18 protein-coding genes are annotated in these 19,149 nt (G+C 67.7%); 14 read left to right on the forward strand and 4 right to left on the reverse strand.

Annotated features, from left to right (window positions below; all coding sequences use genetic code 11):
- Position 1 precedes the first annotated feature (1 nt).
- Both ACSION_RS17235 and ACSION_RS17240 read left to right on the forward strand, forming a co-directional pair.
- Positions 2-1,510 carry a tryptophan halogenase family protein gene (locus ACSION_RS17235; protein ID WP_435307018.1) on the forward strand — a complete coding sequence of 503 codons (1,509 nt, stop codon included), beginning with the start codon at positions 2-4 and terminating at the stop codon, positions 1,508-1,510.
- Positions 1,511-1,524: 14 nt separating this feature from the next.
- Complete coding sequence (locus tag ACSION_RS17240; RefSeq protein ID WP_435307175.1) at positions 1,525-2,391, forward strand: NAD-dependent protein deacetylase; 867 nt, start codon at positions 1,525-1,527, stop codon at positions 2,389-2,391.
- Here the strand turns inward: ACSION_RS17240 and ACSION_RS17245 are convergent.
- Complete coding sequence (locus ACSION_RS17245; RefSeq protein WP_435307019.1) at positions 2,366-4,549, reverse strand: sensor domain-containing protein; 2,184 nt, start codon at positions 4,547-4,549, stop codon at positions 2,366-2,368. The two genes, ACSION_RS17240 and ACSION_RS17245, sit on opposite strands and share 26 nt — an antisense overlap.
- Positions 4,550-4,896: 347 nt before the next feature.
- On the opposite strand from ACSION_RS17245, the gene ACSION_RS17250 reads away from it, so the two are divergent.
- The 4 genes from ACSION_RS17250 to hemC all read left to right on the forward strand — a co-directional run bounded on the left by ACSION_RS17250 (position 4,897) and on the right by hemC (position 8,313).
- Positions 4,897-5,820, forward strand: a complete 924-nt coding sequence (locus ACSION_RS17250; protein WP_435307020.1) for an energy transducer TonB — start codon at positions 4,897-4,899, stop codon at positions 5,818-5,820.
- Positions 5,821-5,856: 36 nt separating this feature from the next.
- Positions 5,857-6,537 carry an alpha/beta hydrolase gene (locus tag ACSION_RS17255; RefSeq protein WP_435307021.1) on the forward strand — a complete coding sequence of 227 codons (681 nt, stop codon included), beginning with the start codon at positions 5,857-5,859 and terminating at the stop codon, positions 6,535-6,537.
- 95 nt (positions 6,538-6,632) lie between these two features.
- Complete coding sequence (locus ACSION_RS17260) at positions 6,633-7,367, forward strand: LytR/AlgR family response regulator transcription factor (RefSeq protein ID WP_093488248.1); 735 nt, start codon at positions 6,633-6,635, stop codon at positions 7,365-7,367.
- A gap of 37 nt (positions 7,368-7,404) precedes the next feature.
- Positions 7,405-8,313, forward strand: a complete 909-nt coding sequence (gene hemC, locus ACSION_RS17265) for a hydroxymethylbilane synthase (RefSeq protein WP_435307022.1) — start codon at positions 7,405-7,407, stop codon at positions 8,311-8,313.
- A gap of 7 nt (positions 8,314-8,320) precedes the next feature.
- On the opposite strand, the gene ACSION_RS17270 is transcribed toward hemC, so the two are convergent.
- Positions 8,321-9,058, reverse strand: a complete 738-nt coding sequence (locus ACSION_RS17270) for a DUF481 domain-containing protein (RefSeq protein ID WP_435307176.1) — start codon at positions 9,056-9,058, stop codon at positions 8,321-8,323.
- Between the two features lie 344 nt (positions 9,059-9,402).
- Complete coding sequence (locus ACSION_RS17275; RefSeq protein WP_435307023.1) at positions 9,403-10,053, reverse strand: hypothetical protein; 651 nt, start codon at positions 10,051-10,053, stop codon at positions 9,403-9,405.
- Between the two features lie 203 nt (positions 10,054-10,256).
- On the opposite strand from ACSION_RS17275, the gene ACSION_RS17280 reads away from it, so the two are divergent.
- Entirely contained in the window at positions 10,257-11,228 is a 972-nt protein-coding gene (locus ACSION_RS17280; protein ID WP_435307024.1) for a helix-turn-helix transcriptional regulator, read from the forward strand.
- A gap of 24 nt (positions 11,229-11,252) precedes the next feature.
- On the opposite strand, the gene ACSION_RS17285 is transcribed toward ACSION_RS17280, so the two are convergent.
- The gene (locus ACSION_RS17285; protein ID WP_435307025.1) at positions 11,253-11,837 is read right to left on the reverse strand and encodes a lipocalin family protein; all 585 of its coding nucleotides are present in this window, start codon (positions 11,835-11,837) and stop codon (positions 11,253-11,255) included.
- Positions 11,838-11,979: 142 nt separating this feature from the next.
- On the opposite strand from ACSION_RS17285, the gene ACSION_RS17290 reads away from it, so the two are divergent.
- The 7 genes from ACSION_RS17290 to ACSION_RS17320 all read left to right on the forward strand — a co-directional run bounded on the left by ACSION_RS17290 (position 11,980) and on the right by ACSION_RS17320 (position 19,136).
- Positions 11,980-12,294, forward strand: a complete 315-nt coding sequence (locus ACSION_RS17290; RefSeq protein ID WP_435307026.1) for a hypothetical protein — start codon at positions 11,980-11,982, stop codon at positions 12,292-12,294.
- A 76-nt stretch (positions 12,295-12,370) separates the two neighbouring features.
- A complete protein-coding gene (locus tag ACSION_RS17295) occupies positions 12,371-14,476 on the forward strand; it encodes a prolyl oligopeptidase family serine peptidase (RefSeq protein ID WP_435307027.1) in 2,106 nt (701 codons plus the stop codon).
- Between the two features lie 65 nt (positions 14,477-14,541).
- On the forward strand, positions 14,542-16,713 hold the full coding sequence (locus ACSION_RS17300; RefSeq protein ID WP_435307028.1) for a S9 family peptidase: 2,172 nt from the start codon (positions 14,542-14,544) through the stop codon (positions 16,711-16,713).
- 319 nt (positions 16,714-17,032) lie between these two features.
- Positions 17,033-17,365 (forward strand): YbaN family protein, encoded by a 333-nt coding sequence (locus ACSION_RS17305; protein WP_435307177.1) that lies wholly within the window; start codon positions 17,033-17,035, stop codon positions 17,363-17,365.
- A 43-nt stretch (positions 17,366-17,408) separates the two neighbouring features.
- Positions 17,409-17,612: an LPS translocon maturation chaperone LptM gene (lptM, locus tag ACSION_RS17310; protein ID WP_435307029.1), complete on the forward strand. Its 204-nt coding sequence runs from the start codon at positions 17,409-17,411 to the stop codon at positions 17,610-17,612.
- Positions 17,605-18,468 carry a diaminopimelate epimerase gene (gene dapF / locus ACSION_RS17315; protein WP_435307030.1) on the forward strand — a complete coding sequence of 288 codons (864 nt, stop codon included), beginning with the start codon at positions 17,605-17,607 and terminating at the stop codon, positions 18,466-18,468. The genes lptM and dapF overlap by 8 nt, the downstream gene beginning before the upstream one ends.
- On the forward strand, positions 18,465-19,136 hold the full coding sequence (locus tag ACSION_RS17320) for a DUF484 family protein (RefSeq protein ID WP_056879244.1): 672 nt from the start codon (positions 18,465-18,467) through the stop codon (positions 19,134-19,136). The genes dapF and ACSION_RS17320 overlap by 4 nt, the downstream gene beginning before the upstream one ends.
- Positions 19,137-19,149: the final 13 nt, after the last annotated feature.

Below are 19,149 nucleotides of genomic sequence, written 5' to 3' on the forward strand. Positions count from 1 at the left end.
CGTGAGCAACCACACCAACGATATCTCCCATCGCCCTGTGAAGCGCGTCGTCATCGCCGGGGGCGGTACGGCAGGGTGGATGGCGGCCGCCGCGGTCTCCAGGGTCCTGGGCAAGGTGTTGGATATCACGCTGGTCGAATCCGAAGAGATCGGTACCGTGGGGGTTGGCGAAGCCACCATCCCGACGCTGATGAGTTTCCACCGGATGATCGATATCGACGAGCGGGAGTACATGGCGGCCACGCAGGGCACCGTCAAGCTGGGAATTTCGTTCGAGAACTGGCTCGATACCGAGCATCGCTACATCCATTCCTTCGGATTCAGCGGCAAAGACCGGGGAGCGACCGGCTTCCAGCACTTCTGGCTACGGGGACGCAAGGAAGGTTTCGCCAGCGGCTACGAGGATTATTGCCTCGAGTTGAAGGCGGCCCTGGCGGACCGCTTCGCGCATCTTCCCCATGGCGGCATCAATTACGCGTACCACATGGATGCAAGCCTGTACGCGAAGTTCCTGCGGCGATTCAGCGAGCGCCATGGAGCGAAGCGCGTCGAGGGAAAGATCGCCGACGTCGTGACGGATGCGGCATCGGGCTTCATCACGGCGCTGAAGATGGAGAACGGCGACGCTATCGAAGGCGATTTCTTCATCGATTGCACCGGCTTTCGCGCGCTGCTGATCGGCAAGACACTGGGCGTGGGTTTCACCGACTGGTCGCACTGGCTGTTCAACGACAGCGCGTTGGCCACCCAGACCACCGCCGTGCGCGACGCCGTGCCGTATACGCGCGCCATCGCCGGGAAGGCAGGGTGGCAATGGCGGATCCCACTGCAGCACCGGGTCGGCAATGGCATCGTCTACTCGAGCCGTCATGTCAGCGACGACGAGGCGCGCGAAGAGTTCCTGGGAAGCCTCGAGGGTGACGTCATCAAGCAGCCCTGGCCGATCCGTTTCAAGCCGGGGCAGCGCCAGCAGTGCTGGGAAAAGAACTGCGTGGCCCTGGGCCTCGCGGGCAGTTTCATCGAGCCGCTGGAGTCGACCACGATCCACCTGATCCAGCGCGGCATCGTGCACCTGCTGCAGAACTTCCCGCAGGTGGTGGCCCAGCCGGCGATCGATGAATACAACGCGCGCCTGGACGAGGAGTTGCAGCACGTGCGCGACTTCGTGGTGATGCACTATCACCTCAGCAACCGGCGCGACTCGCCGTACTGGCGCGAGATCGCGGAGATGGAAATCCCGTCCACGCTGCGCCATCGCATCGAACTTTTCCGCGAGACCGGTACCGTCTTCCATGTGCCCGGCGAGCTGTTCGGCGAGAATTCGTGGATCCAGGTGATGATGGGGCAGGGCGTGGTGCCAAAGCGTTACCACCCGACGGCGGACGCGATATCACCGGCCGAGCTGCAGCGTTTCCTCGACGATATCCGCCACCATGTGCAGGGCAACGCGCAGCGGATGCCGGCCCACATGGACTATCTGCGCAGTTATTGCCCCGCGCCCAAACCCTGACCGCCGCAAGACGCATCGCCTATGCTGCCGCTATGAGCGATACGCGACTCCAGGATTTCGTGGCAGCCCACCGGCGACTGTTCGTGCTGACTGGCGCGGGGTGCAGCACGGCTTCGGGGATTCCCGACTACCGGGACGAGCAGGGGGCATGGAAGCGCACGCCGCCGGTGACCTACCAGGCCTTCGTCGGCGACCTTGCGACACGCCAGCGCTATTGGGCGCGCAGCCTGGTTGGCTGGCCACGTATCGCCGAGGCCAGGCCGAATGCGGCGCACCGCGCGCTGGCGGCCCTGGAGGCGCAGGGGTCTTGCGAGCTCCTGCTGACCCAGAACGTGGACGGATTGCACCAGGCTGCGGGCAGCCGGTCGGTGATCGACCTTCACGGGCGGCTGGACGATATCGTCTGCCTTGGTTGCGCGGCACGATCGTCGCGCGCGGCGCTTCAGGTCCGGCTCGTCGACGCGAATCCCGAGTGGGCAGGCCTGACCGCCGGTGCGGCGCCGGATGGCGATGCGGATCTGGAAGGACGCGACTTCAGCGTGTTTCGTATCCCGACCTGCAATGCGTGCGACGGCATGCTCAAGCCCGACGTCGTCTTCTTCGGTGAGAACGTGCCGCGCGAGCGTGTCCAGGCGGCGATGGCGCATCTGGAGCGCGCCGATGCGATGCTCGTGGTGGGCTCGTCGTTGATGGTGTATTCGGGTCTGCGCTTCGTGCATGCCGCAATACGCGCGGGCACGCCCGTGGCGGCCGTGAACCTGGGGCGTACGCGTGCCGACGATCTGCTCCAGTTCCGGATCGCCGCGCCCTGCGGAGACGCGTTGGCGTTCCTGCAGGACGGCGGACGCTACCGCGTCACTCCGCCGGCGATTGCAGGCTGAGCCAGCGCTCCAGCGAATGCGGGGACAGCGGCCGCGACACGTAATAGCCCTGCAGGATGTCGCAGTTCAACGATGCAAGGACCGCGCGCTGGGCCTGGTTCTCCACGCCCTCGGCCACGACCTTCAACGACAGGCTCTCGCCGATGCGCAGGATGGAGGTCGTCAGCGCCCGCGCCGATTCGCTGTGCTCGAGGTCGCGGACGAAGCTCATGTCGAGCTTGAGTTCGCTGATCGGCAGGCGGTGCAAATGGCTCAAGCTGGAATAGCCGGTACCGAAGTCGTCGATCGACAGATGCACGCCCATGCGGTGGATCGCATCGATGTTGGCCAGCACCTCCGGCTTCTGCGCCAGCATGACGCTCTCGGTCACTTCCACCATCAGTTCGTCGGGCGATAGGCCGCACTTGCCCAGTACGTTGCCGATGAAGGCGGGCAGGTCCTGCTGCTCGAAATTGATCGCCGACAGGTTGACCGACACGCGCGGCACCGGCACGCCGCGACGACGCCAGTCCGCCATCTGCGTGCAGGCTTCCTCGAGCGTCCACCGCCCGAGGTCGTCGATCAGTCCGCATTCCTCGGCCATCGGCACGAAGGTCCCGGGCGAGATCTCGCCGATCTCCGGATGCCGCCAGCGCAACAGGGCTTCCACGCCGTGCAGGCGGGTGTCGTCGTCCATGCCGACCTGCGGCTGGTAGTGCAGGCGCAACTGGCCGCTGCGCACGGCTTCGCGCAGCGCATTCTCCAGCGCCAGGCGTTCCTGCATGGCCTGGTTCATTTCAACGCTGTAGAACACGATGCGGGCGCCGCCTTCGGACTTGGCGCGGTACATCGCGATATCCGCGTGGCGCACCAGCGAATCCACGTCCCAGCCGTCGCTGGGGAACATCGCCACGCCCACGCTGGCTTGAGGCGTCAGCATCATGCGGCCGGCATTCACCGGCTGCGACAGGCGCGCCATCAGGCGGTCGGCGAGGTTGGCGGCGTTCTCGGCGTCGTAGTCGGGTACGGCGAGCACGAATTCGTCGCCGGCCAGGCGCGCGACCACGTCGGCCTCGCGCAGTTCCCCGCTCAGCCGACGGGCCAGTTCGCGCAACAAGGCGTCGCCGGCGGTGTGGCCCTGGGTGTCGTTGACGATCTTGAAGCGGTCGATGTCGACGAACAGAAGCGCCACGGCGCTGTCCCTGCGCGCGGCGTCCAGCAGCATCTGCTCGACCTTGTTGTTGAACAGCGCCCGATTGGGCAGCCCTGTCAGGGTGTCGAAGAAGGAAAGCTGGTGCATGCGCGCGCGCGCGCGTTCGCGGTCCATCGCCAGGGCGCAGAGGTGCAGGCAGACGTCGACCACGCGCTGGTGGAACTCGTCCGGTGCGCGATTTTCCCAGTAGTACAGCGCGAAGGTACCCAGCACGCGGCCATCGTGGCCCTTGATCGGACTGGACCAGCAGGCACGGATGCCGAGCGCGAGGAAGGGTGCCTTGTAGGCCTGCCAACGCGGGTCGCGGTCGATATCGGTGCATTCCACCGGTTGCCCGCTCCATGCGGCCGAGCCACAGGCGCCCACCATCGGCCCGGCACGCTCGCCGTTGACGGCGCCAGCGATGTGGTCGGGCAGGCTGGGTGCGGCGAGCACGCGCAGGTGGCCGTAATCGTCGAGCGCGATCACCGACGCCACCGCCTCCGGCATCACCTTCTCCACTTCCCGGCAGACCAGCGTCAGCACGTCCTGCAACGGCTGTTCGCGGACGATGGCGCCCAGCACCTTGCGGTGCAACTCTTCGTGCAGCTTGCTGTGGGTGATGTCGGTGTAGACGCCCAGCAGGTAACGCGTGCCCCGATCGCCGTCGAACACCGGGTTCACCACGGCCGAGATCCACAGCGGTACACCGGTCTTGGCGTAGACCAGCAGTTCGGTGCGATAGCCCTGCTGGGCATTCAACTGCCCACGCACCCATTCGACGGTTTCGGGATCGGTATGCGGGCCCGCGAGGAAGTCGCTGGGCCGGCGGCCCACCACTTCGTCCAGGGTGTAACCGAGCATCCGAGTGAAGCCCTGGTTGATGTAGGTGATGCGGGCGTCGTCGTCGCAGACCACGACGGCGTTGTCGCTGTGGTCGATGACCCAGGACACATCGGGTACGGCAGGCGCAGAAAAGGCAGGCATGGCGATGGCAGTGGGCCTCACGGTCGCGTCTTCCCCAAGAACGTTATCCGTCGGATGGTCCGGGTTCGCCACGGCAGTCCCTGCTACGCCGCCCCGGGGTGGGGCCATACGAAACGGTATCGGCCCCGGATCACCGCACTTTACCCGAACTTACGTGCCGCACACGGGGGTCGGATGCATGCAAACGGTTCCATGTCATCCGCATGCACAAGGCATTGCCGGTGCGGCGCTGGCGAGGCCGGTGTCCAGTGTCCGAAAGGGCAAGGGCGGTCGATGCATCGGCCTGACGCATCGCCGTCATGAAGGCCGCCTAGGCTTGCCGGCCGCATGACGGGGGTGATCCAAGCATGAAGAAGATCGGAATGGGCCTGGCGTTGGTGGTTGGCCTGACAGCGTGTGGGCGAGCGCCCGAACCTGCGTCGGGAGAGCCGGCGTCCGTGGCGTCCGTCCGTGCGGCATCGCCCGACAGCCGTGGCGATGCAGTGACGCCGTACGCGCGCGCCGACCGCGCGCTGGCCGAGCGACGGCTGATGTCGCCCAGAGGCGACAACGCGATAGAACACTATCTGGCCGCCCGTGAGGACGCGACCGAGGCCGCACGTGCGCAAACCGCGCTGGCCGAACTGCAACCCTACGTCGTGATCGCCGCCGAGCAGGCCATCGTGCGCGGCGATGCGGCCGAGGCCGAACGGTTGCTCGCGTTGATCGAACGCGTCGACGCACGCGCGCCTGCCCTGCCGCGCCTGCGCACGGGCATCGCAGCGCTGCAACGGGAACAGGCCGCGCAGGCCACCATCGCGGCCCTGGAAACACCGCCGCCGTCGGTGATGGTCGCGCCGCGACCGACGACTGCGCCGCCGCCCACGGTGGCCGAAGAACCAGCGCCCGCATCCGCGAGCACACCCGTGGCGACCAACCCCCCGCCACCGCCGGCGCCGGTCATGGCCGAAATGCCCCTCCCCTCAGCTGCGGTCGCGCGTGTCGCGCCGACGATCCGTACGCCTCGCCTGGTGCAGGACGCCCAGCCGCGCTACCCATTGCCCGCTTTGCGTGCGCGCATCGAAGGGCAGGCGGACGTGGCCTTCACCATCCAGCCCGATGGCAGCGTGCGCGACGTGCGCCTGCTGTCGTCGTCACCTGCCGGCCTGTTCGACGCGTCCGCGCTGGCGGTCGCGCAGCGCTGGCGTTTCGAGCCAAGCGGCCAGGCGCATGCCTCGCAGCGTACGGTGCGGTTCCGGTTGCCCGCGGATGCGAAGGGTGGCGCGGACTGATTGGTTTCCACATGGCACTGCGGCGAGAATGGCGTCATGACGACCCCCGACCCGCTTCTCGAAACTGTCGAACAGGACACCGGTCCTTCCCCGCAATGGTCCGTGCTGTGGCTGCACGGCCTGGGCGCCGACGGCCATGACTTCGCGCCGATCGCGCCCGAACTCGTGCGACCCGGCTGGCCCGCGCTGCGTTTCGTGTTTCCGCATGCGCCAGTGCGCGCGGTGACCATCAACAACGGTGTGCGCATGCGCGCCTGGTACGACATCGTCGGCATGGACTTCCCGACCCGTGCGGACAGTGCGGGCATCGAGGAATCCCTCGTGCAGGTGGACGCGCTGATCGAGCGCGAACATGCGCGCGGCATCGCGCCGGAACGGCTGCTGCTGGCGGGTTTCTCCCAGGGCGGCGCCATCATCCTGTCCGCCGGCTTGCGCCGGCAGGTGCCGCTCGCCGGCCTGATCGCCCTGTCCACCTACCTGCCGGGCGCGTCGCAGGCGGCCTCGCAGCTGGCTTCGAAGGCGACCGCGCAGCCGGTTTTCATGGCCCATGGCGCGGGCGACCCGGTGATCCCGCTGGTCCATGCCGAGCAGAGCGCCCGGGCGCTGGGGGACATGGGCTTCGACGTGGCGTGGCACCGCTATCCGATGGCGCACCAGGTCTGCGCCGAGGAAATCCGTGACCTGGGTGACTGGATGGAACGGCGGTTTGCGTTGTAATCCCCATGCGTCCCCACCCGGGTGACGCGTGGCGCCGCCATGGGTAACCTAGGCCACGGGGGATCACGCCAACGTTCATCGAGGACGCCTTTGCCGTGAAAGTGGTCATAGCCGACGACGAACCCCTCGCCCGCGAGCGCCTGCGCGCGTTGCTGGCCGAGCATGCGGGCATCGACGTGGTGGCCGAGGCCGAGAACGGCCTGGATGCACTGCAAGCCTGTTCGCAGCACCGCCCGGACATGGTCCTGCTCGACATCGCGATGCCCGGTGTGGACGGGCTGGAAGCAGCCAGGCATCTGGCTGCCTTCGACCCGCGGCCGGCGGTGGTGTTCTGCACGGCCTATGACGAGCATGCGCTGTCGGCCTTCGAGGCCGCCGCGATCGACTACCTGATGAAGCCCATCCGCGCCGAACGGTTGGCGGCGGCACTGGAGCGCGCACGCACGTTCATTGCCGGGCGCGAGACCCAGGCGCCTGCGGCAGCATCGAGTGGCCAGCCGCGCACCCACCTGTGTGCGCGCCTGCGCGGCAGCCTGCGCCTGATCCCGGTCGACGAGGTGCACTACCTGCAGGCCGAGGAGAAGTACGTGGTGGTGCATCACGCGCGCGGCGAAGACCTGATCGAGGAGTCGCTGAAATCGCTGGAGGAGGAGTTCGGTGGGCGCTTCGTTCGCATCCACCGCAACTGCCTGGTGGCGCGCCACGAACTGGTCGAGATCAAGCGCGTCGGCGACGGCCACGTGCAGGCGATCCTGCGTCACGGCAAGGCGCCGCTGGAAGTCAGCCGACGCTGCGTGGCCGGCCTGCGCGAGACCGTCAAGACGCTGTGATGCCCGCGGACGTCGCGGCATGCGGGATAATGCCCGCATGACCACGCTGCGCATCGCCACCCGCAAGAGCCCGCTCGCCCTCTGGCAGAGCGAACACGTCGCCGACCGTTTGCGCGCCATCCATCCGGACCTGGCCGTGGAACTGGTACCGATGAGCACGCGCGGCGACGAGGTGCTGGACCGCTCGCTCGCGGCCATCGGCGGCAAGGGCCTGTTCCTCAAGGAACTGGAGCTCGCGATGCTGCGCGGCGAAGCCGACTGCGCCGTGCACTCGCTGAAGGACGTGCCGATGGAACTCGAGGGCCCGTTCGCGCTGCCGGCGATCCTCACGCGCGCCGACCCTGCCGACGCCTTCGTGTCGAACCATTACGACGATATCGCCACGTTGCCGCACGGTGCGCGCGTGGGCACGTCGTCGCTGCGCCGGCAGGCGCAATTGCGCGCGCTGCGGCCCGACCTGCGGTTGCTCGACCTGCGCGGCAACGTCAACACGCGCCTGGCCAAGCTGGATGCGGGCGACTACGACGCCATCGTGCTTGCCTGCGCGGGCCTGCAGCGTCTGGGCTTCGATGCACGCATCCGCGCGCGACTGCAGGCGCCGGACTGGCTGCCTGCGCCGGCGCAGGGGGCGATCGCGGTCGAATGCCGCGCGGAAGATCCCGACGTGCACGCGCTGTTCGCACCGCTGGACGATGCCGCTACGCGCCTGTGCGTGGAGGCGGAGCGCGCGATGAACCGCGCGCTGCACGGCAGTTGCCACGTGCCGGTGGCGGCGTTCGCGCAGCGCGAAGGCGACGCGCTGGTATTGGCCGGGCTGGTGGGCTCCGCCGCGGAGGGCCAGGTGATCCGGGCCGAAGGCGAGGGCGCTGCGAGCGATCCGGAGGCGCTGGGGCGCCGCGTGGCTGCGCAGCTGCTGGACCAGGGCGCGGGCGCGTTCCTGGCCTGACCGGTCTTTACTTGAAGCGGTAGACCACGTTCATCGTGGTCAGCGTGTCGGTTTTCTTGATGTCTTCGGCCACGTCGCTGTTGTGGCGCGCCTGCCAGCCCGCCTTCAGGGCCAGATGCGAGTTCATCGTCACCGACACGCCGAGATCGTTCTGGGCGAAGGTGTTGTACTCGCCCGATTCCACCAGCAGCTTGTTGACGATCTCGGTGCTGTCGGTGAGCGCGTAGCGCATGTCGATCAGGCCACGGCCGATGAAGCTGGCCTCGGTGCGTCCGTCGACGGTGTCGTAGGCACGGCGATAGCCGGGGCCGACCTGCAGGTCGAGGTGCGCGCGCTCGTTTTCGATGACCCGGTTGCCGTAGCTCAGGCTGAGCGACTGCTGGCGGCTGTACGTGCCGAAGTCGTCTTCCTCGTGGCGCAGCGCGGTGTTGAGCGTGCCGCGATCGTCCATCAGGTAGGCGCTGTTGGCGTTGACCGTGTAACGGTTCGCCGTGGTGCGGGTGTCGCGCACGATGCTGCCGTCGTCGCCGGTGCGGGTGTACTCCGAGCGCGAATGCAGGCCGAACAGGCTGGCGCTGTGCCGCCAGGCACCGCCGTCGGTGTAGGTCAGGTCCAAGCGGCCGTTGAAGCTTTCGGTATTGCTGTTGCCACTGGCGGCCGCGAAGCCCAGCTCGCCGCCACCGGTCAGCTTGGGCGTGGGCGGGGGCGGAGCGGGCGGGGCTTCCGGAATCGGTCGCACGGCCATGGCCGCCACGGGCACGAGCGTGGTGGCTTCCTTGCCGAAGCTCTTGGTGGCCTTCGTCGCATCCACCTTCTCGTTGCGCGGAAGCAGCACATCGGCAGCCTGGGCAGGCGAGGCCAGGCCGGTGAGCAGGGCGAGCGTCAGAAGAGAAGGGAGCACGGACGGGGACATGGGGCCTCGGGGGGAGGGTGTAATCGGTTACATGGTAGGCGCCACCCGACGGAGTCACAAGCCAAGTGCTTGTTCCGATTCAGGTTTGCGACATGGATTGTGCCACGGATGAACCGTCGGACGGCGACCGTAGTCACGGTTGTGGCGCCGGCCCTGACCCTCGGGCATGCGAGCGTTCAGCGAGGCGTCTCGATGGCGATCGCCGGATCGTCGTAACGCGAATACGTCTGCACCACGGTGTAGGCGCGGCCGTCGTTGTCGGTACCGTCGTGGCGCAGCCGCAACGGCAAGCCCCCGGCTCCGATCCAGTACTCGAACGCTACCGGCTCGGGCACCGTGTTGCGGACGCGGTAGTGCTTGGCCGACACGCCATCGATCTCCGTCTCACCGAGGAAGTCCGCGGAGAGGCCTTGCTGGGCCTGCTGGAGTTTGAGCGGATCGCGCCAGGGGGCCAGGGTTTCGGGAGGCAGCGGAACGCGCGTGGACCGGCCATTCACCTGCATGTACAGCATGCTTCCGATGACGGTCTGCGTGCCGGTGGGCAGGGTGATCCGATAGCGGTCGGGGGCTACGTACTCCATTTCGCTGGTCATCGGGTGCGCGCCATCCATCTCCATCCGTGCATGGAAACTGCGGGCATCCAGGAATCGGTGCATCGACGCTTTCACCTCCGCCACGGCATCCGTCGCAGAGACACGATGCGGCGGCACCGGCGCAACGGTGGAAGCGGTCGCGTCTCCCGCCGCGGGCGGTGTGCGTTGGCATGCGGCCAGTCCGGACAGGATCAGCAGGGTGGCCGTGGACAGCAGGGCGGTACGCAAAGGCATGGCGGCGGCCTCGTCGAAGGGGCAGCGCCTTGGGTCCGTGCGTTGAGGGTGTCCCGGCGGCGCAAACACGCCGGGACGCCTGGCACCGCACGGGCCCAAGGCGCCGCCGGCGCTTGTCCCCTGTATTCCGCTCAACGTCAGGCGGGCGGCGAAAACGGCCACCCGTCGGCGATAATCCGGCCACGCCCCCTGCCGTGCCCCCCATGGACAAGATCGAACGGATTACCGCCCTGCACCGCATCCTCAAGGCGGCGCGCTACCCGGTCACGGTGAAGCGCCTGCAGGAGGAGCTTGGCTGTTCGCGCGCCACCGTCTACCGCGACCTGGCCTACCTGCGCGATGCGCTGATGGCGCCCATCGAGGGCGATGGCGAAGCGGGCTTCCGTTACCACGCCACGGAAAGCGAACGCTTCGAGCTGCCGGGCCTGTGGCTGAGCTCGGAAGAACTGTATGCCTTGCTCGCCGCCCAGCAGTTGCTGGTCCGTACCGGTGGCGGCGTACTCTCGGGCGCGCTGGCACCGCTGCAGAAGCGCATCGAAGGACTGCTGGCCGACCATGCCGGCGTGTCGCAATGGCCGGTAGACCGCGTGCGGGTCATCCCGCATCGCGGCCGCAAGTTGGACGAGGCCAGTTTCCGCACCGTCGCCTCGGCCGTGCTGGAGCGCAAGCAGCTGCAGTTCGAGTACCGCGCGCGTTCCACCGACGAGCGGACGCGCCGCACGGTGTCGCCGCAGCGCATCACCCACTACCGCGACAACTGGTACCTGGATGCGTGGGACCACGAGCGCAACGCGCTGCGCAGCTTCGCCGTCGATCGCGTGGGCAACGCGCGGTTGGCTGAAGAACCCGCACGCGACCTGCCCAACGAGGAACTCAACCAGCACCTGGCATCGAGCTACGGGATCTTCTCCGGCGAACCGAAAGGCTGGGCGACGATCCTGTTCAGTGCCAAGGCCGCGCGCTGGGTCGCCGACGAGCAATGGCATTCCAAACAGCAGGGCCGCCACCTGCCCGACGGCCGTTACGAGCTCAAGATTCCCTACAGCGTTTCGCGCGAGCTGTTGATGGACATCCTCCACTACGGTGCCGACGCCGAGATCGTCGAACCCGCCGTGCTGCGCGAACAGGCGAAGGCGCTGCTGGAACTCGCGCTGTCGAACTACGAGAAAAAGTAAGCCGCCAAGCGGTCCGACCGAGCCTCAGGGCCCCTTCGACTCGCCGAAGCCCGGCTTGCCTACCTGTGCGGGCAGCTGCGGTACGCGGACCAGTTGGCGGGCATTGATGCCGTGGTCGCGCGCGCGCTTCACCAGGTCCTGGTACTGCGCGTCATCCATCACCGGATCGCGCGCCAGGATCCAGCCCATGTCGCGGCCCGGGTAGTCGATCAGTGCCCAGGAGTAGTCGGGGGCCACGTCGACGATGCGCCACTTGGCCGGCACCACGCCGACGAACCACAACGTCCACTCGCGGTTGCCGGAGGCTTCCTTCACCGACGCGCGGGCTTCGCGCACCTGTTCGGGCTGGTCGAATCCTTCACGGTAGTGGTAGGCCACCCCGACCTTGTCGCGGTCGCGGAAGGCGTACTCGTAACGTGCCGCGACGTGCCCGCGCTCGGCGAAGTAGGGAATGTGCGCCACCACATGCCAGGTGCCCATGAAGCGGGGCAGGTCCACGGGTGCCGGACCCGCTTGCGCCTCGCCGCGGCTGGCGCAGCCGGCGACGAGCACCAGCAGCAGGGCGATCAGGGCACAACGGGCGACGCGGGAGAACAACGACATGGGCATGCGGGACTCCTTTCTCCCTGTCATACGGACACGCTAGTCATCAGGATGCGACGGCGATGTTAACCGGGGATGTCGCAACCCGTGAGATGCAGGTGCGCGAGTGTGACGTCGTGCCGACATCAACTCACGGGAGCTACTCGCCATGTCCATCGCCTCATTCACGTCGTCCCGCCCTGCTGCTTCCGATCGCCCTGACGCCGCGCTGGACCGTGTGCTGCGTCGGGCGGTGCTGACGGGTCTGGCGCTGGTGCTCCTGGTGCCGCTGGCGCGCGCCAGCACCGACGCGCTGGGATGGCTGCCGCTGTGGCTGGTGGGCATGCCGGCCACGGCATGGTGGGCGCTGCACCGGTTCCGCCTGCCTGCGGCAGCGCATCGGTTTCGCTCTGCCGCCCGCCGCCGCACCCCGCAGGCCCGCCGCCTGCGCGCCCGCCACCCGGGCTTGGCCAAGGCGGCCTGACCTTCGGCATGGGGTGGCCTCCGGGCCTTGTGCTAGCGTGAGAGGTTCATGAATTGCACCTCCGGAGCCACTCCCGATGCCCAGACTCACCCATGCCTGCCTGGCCGCCGGCCTTGCCGTTGCGGGCGCCATGACCGCCCCCGTCCACGCCAAGGAGGCTGACGTGTCCAACGACCCGTATGCCTGGCTGGAAGACGTCGAAGGCCAGAAACAGCTCGACTGGGTGAAGGGCGTCAACGCCAAGGCCGAGGCCGAGATCGCCTCGACCCCGGCCTTCAAGCAGTTGGAAGCGGACATCCGCGCCATCCTCGATTCCGACGCCAAGATCCCCGGCGTGCAGAAGATCGGCGACTTCTACTACAACTTCTGGAAGGACAAGCAGCACGAGCGCGGCGTCTGGCGCCGGACCACGCTGGCCGAGTACCGCAAGGCCCAGCCGCAGTGGGAGACCGTCCTCGACCTGGATGCGCTGAACAAGGCCGAGGGCAAGAACTGGGTCTGGCACGGCGCCGACTGCCGCAAGCCCGACTACACGCGCTGCCTGGTCGCCCTGTCGCGCGGTGGCGCCGATGCCGACGAGACCCGCGAATTCGACCTGGCCAACAAGGTGTTCCTGAAGGATGGCTTCTACCGTCCCGAAGCCAAGGGCGCGCTGGGCTGGAAGGACGCCGACACCGTCTACGTCTACAGCGACTTCGGCGCCGGCAGCCTGACCAGCTCGGGCTACCCGCGCATCGTCAAGGAATGGAAGCGCGGCACGCCGCTGGCGTCGGCCTCGGTGGTCTACGAAGGCACGGCGGAAGACATGTACATCGCCGCGTTCCACGACGACACGCCGGGCTTCCAGCGCGATTTCGTCAGCCGCACGATCGCCTTCTACAACGATGAGCTGTACCTGCGCGGTGCCGACGGCAAGCTGGCCAAGATCGACGTCCAGAATTCGGCCAACAAGGGCGTCCACAAGGAGTGGCTGACCCTCGAACTGCGCGAAGCGTGGACCGTCGGCGGCAAGACCTACGCCGCGGGCAGCCTGCTGGCGACGAAGTTCGACGACTTCATGGCAGGCAAGCGCGACTTCGACGTGCTGTTCACCCCGACCGACAAGACCTCGCTGGCCGGCTTCACCTGGACGAAGAACCACCTCGTCCTCAACGTGCTGGAAGACGTGAAGAACCGCCTGAGCGTGCTCACGCCGTCGGCCTCGGGCTGGAAGACCAGCGCCTTCGTCGGCGCGCCGTCGTTCGGCACCATCGGCGTCAGCGACGTGGACAGCGACGACAGCGATGCGGTGTGGCTGACCGTCACCGACTACCTGACCCCGACCACGCTGTCGCTCGCCGAGATCGGCAAGCAGCCGGAACAGCTGAAGTCGATGCCGGCGTTCTTCGATGCCTCGGGCAAGAAGATCGAACAGCACTTCGCCACGTCCAAGGACGGCACCAAGGTGCCCTACTTCCTGGTCCGCCCGGAAGGCCTGAAGTATGACGGCAGCACCCCGACCCTGCTGTACGGCTACGGCGGCTTCGAGATCTCGCTGACCCCCGGCTACTCCGGCGGCGTCGGCAAGGGCTGGCTGGAGAAGGGCGGCGTGTACGCGGTCGCCAACACCCGTGGCGGCGGCGAGTACGGTCCGCGCTGGCACCAGGCCGCGCTGAAGGCCAATCGCCACAAGGCGTACGAGGACTTCGCCGCGGTCGCGCAGGACCTGGTCGCCCGCAAGATCACCTCGCCGAAGCACCTGGGCATCCAGGGCGGCAGCAACGGCGGCCTGCTCACCGGCAACATGCTGACCCAGTACCCGGAGCTGTTCGGTGCGGTGGTGGTGCAGGTCCCGCTGCTGGACATGAAGCGCTACAACCACCTGCTGGCGGGCGCGTCGTGGATGGCCGAGTACGGCAACCCCGACACCGCCGACTGGGAATTCATCAAGACCTTCTCGCCGTACCACCTGTTCGACGCGAAGAAGGACTACCCGCCCTCGCTGTTCATGACCTCCACCCGCGATGACCGCGTCCATCCGGGCCACGCCCGCAAGATGGCCGCCAAGATGCTGGAAGCGGGCAAGGACGTGCGCTACTACGAGAACATCGAAGGTGGCCACGGCGGCGCGGCGAACAACGCGCAGGCGGCGCACATGAGCGCGCTGGCCTACACCTTCCTCTGGCAACAGTTGGCCAAGTAAGTCCCCGGCGCCCCTCCCTCGCGGAGGGGCGCTGCCATTGCATCCCGCATTCCCGGACCCCATCCATGAAGACGACCTCCTTCCTGCTTGCCGCGACCGTCCTGATGAGCACCCCGATCACCTCCGCCCTTGCCGCCACCGCCACCGCGCCCGATGTGGCCAAGAAGCCGCACGTCGTGAAGGCCCCGCACGGCGCCGAGCGCAACGACGAGTACTACTGGCTGCGCGACGACAAGCGCGAGAACAAGGAGATGCTGGCGTACCTCAACGCCGAGAACGCCTACACCGACTCGGTGATGGCGCCGTTGAAGCCGCTGGAGGACAAGCTGTACAACGAGGTCGTCGCCCGCATCAAGCAGGACGACGCCAGCGTGCCGTACCGTGAGCGCGGCTGGTGGTATTACGCGCGCTTCGTGACCGGCAAGGACTACCCGGTGCATGCCCGTCGCAAGGACGGCCCGGGCGTCGATGCGGTGTCGATCCAGGCGGCGAACGCAGCCGGCGATTTCACCGGTGAGCAGGTGCTGCTGGACGTCAATGCGCTGGGCGCCGGCAAGGACTACTACAACGTCGGCGACTACGAAGTCAGCCAGGACAACACGCTGCTGGCCTATGCCGACGACACCAACGGCCGCCGCCAGTACACCATCCGCTTCAAGAACCTGCAGACCGGCGAGATCCTGCCCGACACGGTCACCAACGCCGAACCGAACCTGGTCTGGTCCGATGACGGCCGCACTCTGTTCTACGTGGACAAGGATCCGGAGACCCTGCTCAGCAAGCGGGTGAAGTCTCACGCGCTGGGCACGCCGGCCGGCCAGGACAAGCTGGTCTACGAAGAAGAAGACGACAGCTTCTACATGGGCATCGGCCGCAGCCGCGACGACAAGTTCATCTGCATCAGCGTCGAGAGCACCGTGTCGTCCGAGATGCGCTGCACGCCGGCCGCGAGTCCGGGTGTGTTCACCGTGCTGGCCCCGCGCGAGCGCGATGTGGAGTACCAGGCCGACCACCTCGGCGACCGCTGGGTGATCCGCACGAATGCCGATGGCGCGACCAACTTCAAGATCGTGACCGCGCCGACCGATTCGACCTCGCGCAAGGACTGGAAGGACTGGATCGCGCACCGCGCCGACGTGTTCGTCGAGGGCTTCGAACTGTTCGACGGCTTCAGCGTGGTGGCCGAACGCGCCAATGCGCTGGAAAGCCTGCGCGTGATCAAGGCCGATGGCAGCAGCGACTACGTCAAGGCCGACGAAGCGGCTTACTCGATGGGCCTGTCCGCCAATCCGGAAACCGGTACCGACTGGCTGCGCTACAGCTACACGTCGATGACCACCCCGGCCACGACCTACGAGATCAACACCAAGACCGGCGAGCGCCGGCAGTTGAAGCAGCAGCCGGTGCCGGGCTACGACGCCTCGAAGTACGTGACCGAGCGCGTGTGGGCACCGGCCCGCGATGGCAAGACGAAGATCCCGGTGACCCTGGTGTACCGCAAGGACGTCGCCCGCGACGGCAAGGCGCCGATGCTGCAGTACGCCTACGGCAGCTACGGCGCGTCGATGGACCCGAACTTCAGCATCACCAACGTCAGCCTGCTGGACCGCGGCGTGGTGTATGCGCTGGCCCACATCCGTGGCGGCCAGGAAATGGGCCGCGCGTGGTACGACGACGGCAAGCTCTACAACAAGGTCAACACCTTCACCGACTTCATCGACGTCACCGACTACCTGGTGAAGGAAGGCTATGCCGCCAAGGACCGCGTGGCCGCGATGGGCGGCAGCGCCGGTGGCCTGCTGATGGGGGCGGTGTCGAACATGGCCCCCGAGAAGTACAAGGTCATCCTGACCCTGGTGCCGTTCGTCGACGTCGTCACCACGATGCTGGACCCCACCATTCCGCTGACCACCAATGAGTACGACGAGTGGGGCAATCCGGAAGAGAAGGGCTACTACGACTACATCCTGACCTACTCGCCCTACGACAACCTGCAGGCCAAGGCCTACCCGTCGATGTTCGTCGGCACCGGCCTGTGGGATTCGCAGGTGCAGTACTGGGAGCCGGCCAAGTACGTCGCCCGCCTGCGCGACCTCAACACCGGCAAGGGCCCGGTGGTGTTCCGCACCAACATGGAAGCCGGCCACGGCGGCAAGTCCGGCCGCTTCCGCCAGTACCGCGAGCGCGCCGAAATGTTCGCCTTCATGCTGGACCAGCTGGGCGTCGCGTCGAAGTAAGCAGCGATGCGAGGCGCGAAGAAAGCCGGGGCGACCCGGCTTTCTTCGTTTCCGGCTCTGGCCGACCGGCGGCGCTCCAGTCTCGCGGCTCTCCCGCCGATAACAGGGGGAGAGCCGCAGCGGAACGGAGAGGTGGGCCATGGCGAGGTGGGGCGCGGTCGTCCGCTGCGCGCACGTCGTGTTCGCGCCATCGGCGGCGGATTTGGGGTACAAGGGCGCGGTGCACGATACGTCTCCCCCCAAACCCCGCGATCTGCCCGATCCCAGGCCCACCCGGTTCCGCTGGGCGTGGTGGTTGCTGGCGTACACAAGCCTGGGCATGGGCATCCTCGGCGTGTTCGTACCGGGATTGCCGACGACGGTCTTCATCCTGATCGCGGCCTATGCGGCCTCGCGCGGGTCGGATCGGCTGCATCGTTACCTGGTCACACACCCGCGCTTCGGCCCGATGATCCACGACTGGCACCGGCATCGCGCGGTGTCGCGGCGCGCCAAGTGGGCAGCCACGTGGACGATGCTCTTCAGCGCCGTGATCCTGCTCGCGTTGATGCGCTGGACCGGTTCGCACCGCTGGTGGATGGCGGCGCTGCCGGTCGCCTGCATGGCTGTGGTCGGCACATGGCTGTGGCTGCGGCCGGAGCCGCCGCGCTGACCTTCGGCCGCCGCGTTCATCGGCCTGTGGCTATACTCGCCGCATGAACCGGAACGCCCGTCTTTTCGCCGCCGCCGCCCTGATGGCGGTCCTGTCCGCCTGCGGAGCCAAGGGCCCGCTGTTCCTCCCGGAAAAGCCCGCGGAAGAAGCGCCGGTGACGCCGGCGACGACCCCCGAGACGACGCCCGTGCCCGCCGAACCGCCGATCGATCCCGCCACGGTGCCGGCCACCGACGGGAATGGCTGAGCCGGCCCGCACGCGGGAGACGTCCATGCGTTTCACCAAGATGCACGGCGCGGGTAACGACTTCGTCGTGCTGGATCTCCGCGACGGCCTGGCGCCGCCCGACGCATTGCTCGCCGCGCGCCTGGCTGACCGCCATCGTGGCGTGGGTTGCGACCAGATCCTCACCATCGAACCCCCGCGCTCGGCCGAGGCCATTGCCGCGTACGGCATCTGGAACGCCGACGGCTCGCCCTCCCAGCAATGCGGCAATGGCGCGCGCTGCGTGGCGGCCTGGCTGGTGCGCGACGGTGTGGCGCGCGGCGACCGCTTCGTCGTCGACAGTCCGCTGGCCACGCACGTGGTCGAGCGCCTCGGCGAAGACCGCTACGCCATCGCCATGGGCGTGCCCGAGTTCGCGCCGGCCCGCATCCCGCTGCATGGGTTCGGCGAGCCGCGCGGCGAGTACGACGCGAGCGTGGACGAGGGCGTGAAGCTGCGCTTCGGCGCGGTTTCGATGGGCAATCCGCATGCGGTGATCGAAGTGCGGTCCGTGGACGATGCGCCGGTGCACCATTACGGTCCGCTGCTGCAGCGCTCGGCGCACTTCCCGGAATCGGTCAACGTCGGCTTCGCCGAAGTGGTCGCGCGCGACCGCGTGCGCCTGCGCGTCTACGAGCGCGGCGTGGGTGAAACGCTCGCCTGCGGCAGCGGCGCCTGCGCGGCGGCGGCCGTGCTGATCCGCCGCGGCCGGGTGGACCGCGACGTGGCCATCGCATTGCCGGGCGGTGAGCTCCGCATCCGCTGGCCGTCCGACGACGCGCCGGTCATCATGTCCGGGCCGGCGGCATTCGTATTCGAAGGGGAATGGAAAGCATGAGCGAGACACTCGAAAAGCTGGGCGCCCACGAAGTCGCGGCATGGCTGCGGCGACACCCGACGTTCCTGAAGCAGTTCCCCGATCTGGCCCTGAGCCTGGTGGTACCGCGCGACGACGGCCCCACCGCGTCGCTCGCCAGCTACCAGCTCGAGGTACTGCGCGACAAGAATCGCGAACTGTCCAAGCGCCTCAACGACCTGTTCGGCAACGCGCAGGAGAACGAGCGCCTGGCCGTGCGTACGCACCAGCTGGCGCTCACGCTGATGAAGCAGGGCAGCGCCGCCGATACCGTGCGTGCGATGGCGGCGTCGCTGGCCGAGGATTTCAACGGCGACCGCGTCAGTATCGTCCTGCTCGAGCCCGTCGCCGGCCTGGAAGAGAGCGAATGGCTGCAGGTCGTGCCGGCCGATAATCCGCACATGGCGCCGTTCCGCGACTGCCTGCGCGATGGCGAGCCGATCTGCGGGCGCCTGCAGCCCGAGAAGCACGTGCTGCTGTACGGCTCGCGTGCGGAAGAAGTCGCCTCGTCCGCATTGCTTCCGTTGCCCGGCATCGGCCTGGTCGCCGTCGGCAGTCGCGACAGCAATCGTTTCTATCCCGGCATGGGCACGCTGTTCCTGCGCATGATGGGCGAGACGCTGGCGACGGCGCTGAAGCGGTTCGCCTGACCCAGGCGCATCG

The sequence above is a fragment of the Pseudoxanthomonas sp. LjRoot125 genome (assembly GCF_964252705.1).
Classification (GTDB): Bacteria; Pseudomonadota; Gammaproteobacteria; order Xanthomonadales; family Xanthomonadaceae; genus Pseudoxanthomonas_A.